The sequence below is a fragment of the Tumebacillus sp. BK434 genome (genome assembly GCF_004340785.1).
In the GTDB taxonomy this organism is placed as follows: domain Bacteria; phylum Bacillota; class Bacilli; order Tumebacillales; family Tumebacillaceae; genus Tumebacillus_A.
The window spans coordinates 1-4,464 of the sequence record NZ_SLXS01000019.1 but is presented as its reverse complement, the minus strand read 5'-3'; the positions used below and the strand labels follow the sequence as shown (position 1 = coordinate 4,464).

Annotated in this window: 2 protein-coding genes, 1 rRNA gene and 1 other annotated feature; of the genes, 2 read left to right on the top strand and 1 reads right to left on the bottom strand. The window is 55.0% G+C overall.

Features of this window, described 5'->3' with window-relative positions:
- Window positions 1–92: ribosomal RNA gene (rrf, locus tag EV586_RS20365) — 5S ribosomal RNA — on the top strand; the annotation flags it as partial.
- A gap of 150 nt (window positions 93–242) precedes the next feature.
- Here rrf and trpS read toward each other — a convergent pair.
- Window positions 243–1,238, bottom strand: a complete 996-nt coding sequence (gene trpS, locus EV586_RS20360; protein ID WP_132946902.1) for a tryptophan--tRNA ligase — start codon at window positions 1,236–1,238, stop codon at window positions 243–245.
- 106 nt (window positions 1,239–1,344) lie between these two features.
- Window positions 1,345–1,591, bottom strand: a binding site (T-box leader).
- Between the two features lie 115 nt (window positions 1,592–1,706).
- Between trpS and topA the strand changes: the two genes are divergently transcribed.
- Window positions 1,707–4,073, top strand: a complete 2,367-nt coding sequence (gene topA, locus EV586_RS20355) for a type I DNA topoisomerase (RefSeq protein ID WP_132946901.1) — start codon at window positions 1,707–1,709, stop codon at window positions 4,071–4,073.
- The last annotated feature ends 391 nt before the right edge of the window (window positions 4,074–4,464 follow it).

Sequence of the window (4,464 nt, the reverse complement as noted above, 5' to 3'; positions counted from 1 at the left end):
CACCTGTTCCCATCCCGAACACAGAAGTTAAGCTCTGCAGAGCCGATGGTACTTGGACCGCAGGGTCCTGGGAGAGTAGGACGTCGCTAGGCAAAGAGAAAGGCCCGATCTTATGAGATTGGGTCTTTTTGCATACTCTTTGAGTACATAGAATAAGTGCCGCGTTCGCAGCGGAGCGAAGAACTACCAGAGCGATAGAAAAGACTCTATCTCATACGAGATAGAGTCTTTTTGTATGCCGATCAAAACATCCGCAGCCCCATCGCTTCCCGCACTTCTGTGATCACTTTTTCCGAAGAAGCCTTTGCTTTTAACTGTCCGCCTTTAAGCACCTCGATCACATCGTCGTCCGAGATCTGATCGCGCCGCTCACGGAACGGTTCCACGAGCGAACTCAGCGAGCCGGCCAGGTGTTTTTTGCACTCGACACAGCCGATCGCAGCTTGGCGGCACTGTTCGGCGATGCTGTTGAGCAGATCCTCTTTTGTAAAAAAGCTGTGCAGATGATACACGTTGCAGCCTTCGACAGTCGGATGCCCGGGGAGGTGTTTGTAAACGCGCTCGGGGTCGGAGAACGCCTTTTTGACCTTGCTGTGGATCGCGTCCGTCTCATCCTGCATCGAGATCGAGGTGTCGTCCGCATCCGATTTGCTCATTTTGCCTTGACCGGACAGGGACGGGATGCGCACCGCATTTTCCACCAGCGGCTGCGGCTCGGGAAAGACATTCCCGTACAGCTGATTAAAGCGGCGGACGATGGTGCGCGCCATCTCCAAATGCACCACCTGATCTTCGCCGACCGGCACGACCGTGCCTTTGTGAATCAGCACGTCGGCCGCCATCAACACCGGATAGCCGACCAGCCCGTAATTGACATTGTCCGGGTGCTTTTTCGCTTTCTCTTTAAAAGTTGGGCAGCGCAAGAGCTCCCCGAGTGGCATGACCATGCTCAAATAGGTATGCAGCTCACAGATGTCATCCGCGATCGAACTCTGCGCATACAGTGTTGAGACGTTCGGATCCAGCCCGGCGGCCAGATAATCTTTCGCCACGCCGATCACATGCCGGCGCAGGTGCTCGCCTTTGGGATGGGTAGTCAGCGAGTGCAGATCCACGATGAAAAAATAAGCCTGGTAGTTGTCCTGCAAACGCTGAATGTTTTGCATCGCGCCATAATAGTTGCCCAGATGCAACTGCCCCGTCGGGCGAATCCCTGAAGTTACGATTTGTTTAGCCATCAAAATCCCTCCATAATGTGATTGTTTGCGTGTGTCGATTCGTTTGCCACCAGCCATCGCTCATGCGCCATCACTCCTTTTGCCAAATAAAAAAGGGCCTCCATCCGAAAAGGACGAAGAACCCGTGGTGCCACCTTTATTAGCCTGCGCCAAAAGCGCAAACTCACTTATTCGGTACTCAACTGCAATACCTAGTCTCTTGTATCGGTGAGACATCTCCGCCAAAGCCTACTCCTCGCGTTTCGGTCTGGAGGCTCCGAAGCCCATTCAGCATCATTTTCACACTGACTCGCACCAACCGTCAGCTCTCTGCAGTGTCCATGATGCTTACTCTTCTTCATCAACGCCTTGCGATCTGGAATTTGTTTGTATTCTACTCTGCCCCTCGGAAAAATGCAACAGCTTTTTTCGCAACGCATGGTATACTGGGGGGAGAATGTTTGTTCGAGAAAGGATGTTGTGTGGACGTTGGCAAAACATCTGGTGATTGTAGAATCCCCCGCAAAAGCGAAAACGATTAATTCCTATCTGGGAAGCGACTATATTGTCAAAGCCTCGATGGGCCACGTGCGCGACCTGCCCAAAAGCGGGCTGGGCGTGGAGATCGAGAAGCAATTTGAGCCGCAATACGAAGTATTAAAAGAAAAATCAACCGTCGTCCGCGAACTGCGCGCCTTGGCCAAGTCGGCCGACCGGATCATTTTGAGTACCGACCCCGACCGCGAAGGCGAAGCGATTGCGTTTCACTTGGAGTCGCTGTTGCGCCCGAGCAATCGCAACATCGAGCGCGTGGAGTTTCACGAGATCAACAAAAATGCCATCCTCCAAGCGATGAAGAAACCGCGCCGGATCGATTACCGACTGGTCGATTCCCAGCAGGCGAGACGGATCTTGGACCGCTTGGTCGGCTATAAGCTGAGCCCGTTTTTGAGCCGAAAAATCAAGCACGGGCTGTCGGCAGGACGGGTGCAGTCGGTGGCGCTTTTGCTGATCGTGCAGCGGGCCGATGAGATCGAGAAGTTCAAGCCTGAAGAATATTGGGAAATCAAAGCCCAAGTGCATACCTCTCTGCAGGCACCGCTTTTTACCTGCGTGCTGGAGAAGATCGACGGCAAAAAAGCAAAAGTCGGCAATGGCGACCTCGCAGCTGCCATCGTCGCTGAAGCGAACGAACAGTTGTTCGTCGCACAGAGCGTGGAGCGGGCGGAGAAGAAACGCTATCCGGCCCCGCCGTTCACGACTTCGACGCTGCAGCAGGAGGCGGCGCGCAAACTGCGATTTGATGTGGCGAAAACGATGCGCGTGGCCCAGCAGCTGTACGAGGGAGTCAGCGTGGAAGGCAAACCGGTCGGGCTGATCACCTACATGCGGACCGACTCAACGCGTGTGGCGCCGGAGATGCAGCAAAAGGCGCTGAAGACGATCGAAGAGCGCTTCGGTCCGCGGTATCGTCCGGCCCGGGCGAATTCGTACAAGTCGAAAGGCGGGGCGCAAGATGCGCATGAGGCGATTCGTCCGACTTATTTGGAACTGACGCCGGAACGGGTCAAATCGCAGCTGACCGCCGAGCAGCATCGGGTGTACAAGCTGATCTATGAGCGCTTTTTGGCCAGCCAGATGGCGCCGGCCGTGTATGATACGGTGGCGGTGAGCATCCAATCCGGGCGTTTTGGCTGGAAGGCAAACGGGCGGACGCTGAAGTTTGACGGCTTTTTGAAGCTGTATGAAGAAGGCCGGGACAGCAAGCATGCCGGCGATGACAAAGTGGATGAGGAGCCGATGCTCCCGCCGGTGGAGGAAGGGCAGAAGCTGATCTGTGAAAAGATCACGCCGTCGCAGCATTTCACCAAGCCGCCCGCTTTGTTCACAGAGGCGAGCCTCGTCAAAGAGCTGGAAAAGCGGGGCATCGGGCGTCCGAGTACGTATGCGTCGATCATCTCTGTTTTGAAGGCGCGTGAATACGTCGTTGTGGAGAACAAGTTCTTTCAGCCGACGGAGATCGGCAAGGTGGTCTGCCAGACGCTGGTCGGGAATTTCCCCGACTTGATCAACGTCGAATTTACTGCCGATATGGAAAAGCAGCTCGACCAGGTGGCGGAAGGTGACCGCGACTGGCGCGGGATGCTGCAGGCCTTCTATGATCCGTTTTCCCGGACGCTGGATGGCGCGATGAAGACGGCCGAGCGCGTCGTGCTCGGCGAAGAGACGGTGCTTCCCTGTCCGGCCTGCGGGCAAAAGCTGTGGAAGCGGACGACAAAATACGGTCTGGTCTATGCTTGCGGAGGATATCCGTCCTGCAAGTTCATCGTGCCGGTGGGCGGTGAGACGCAGGTGCCCTGTTTGTCATGCAGCCAGCCGCTGTACTTGTGCGATGTGACGCCGAAGGGCCGGAAAAAGGCGGTCAAGCAGTATCACTGCTACCAGTGCCGGGCGAAATTCAGCTATGGCAAAGGCGGCACACCAGAACCGCTGGCGGTGGAGACGGAGCACGCCTGTGAACAATGCGGGCAACCGATGGTGCTGCGTAAAGGGCGCTATGGAGAGTTTCTTGCCTGCAGCGGATATCCGAAGTGCAAACAGATCATGAAGGTGGATAAGCAAGGCAATCCGGTGGCCAGCGCGCCGAAGCTGGTTCAAGTCACCAACCTATGCTGTGCCAAATGTGGCTCGGTGATGGTGGCGCGGGAAGGGAAAGGCGAAAAGTTCCTCGGGTGCTCCGGCTATCCCCGCTGCCGGTCGACCGCTAAATGGAGCGAAAGCGTGCAGGTGATCGACGAGTTGGAATTTGCGGAAGTGAAGAAGCGGTACAAACAGGTGAAGAAGAAAAAGAAGTGAAGCGTGATCCTGAGCGGCGCATTTTGAGCCGTTCGGGATTTTTTGCGTTTCAGAGGAAGAATTTATCGGTTGTGTGTGAATTTTGTAAAGCGAAAACAAAATCAGGAGCTTGTCTCACGGGAATGCTGTATATGACGGCTCAAGGCGGAATTTGTTCCGGGATGAGGGGGCGGCTGCGTTGTGAGGCTGTTTGCCGCCGTGGTAAGATAACTCTTGTCGCCGCGAGAGACACGCGGTGATGGTAGCCAAGCGAAGAACGCGACGTCCTGTCGCAACGCTGGACAATGAACATCCTGTGTTCTTGATCCTTGAAAACTAAACGAGTGTTACAGAGATGAGATACGAGTCAAGATACAAGCTTTCTAACTTTTATTGAGAGTTTGATCCTGGC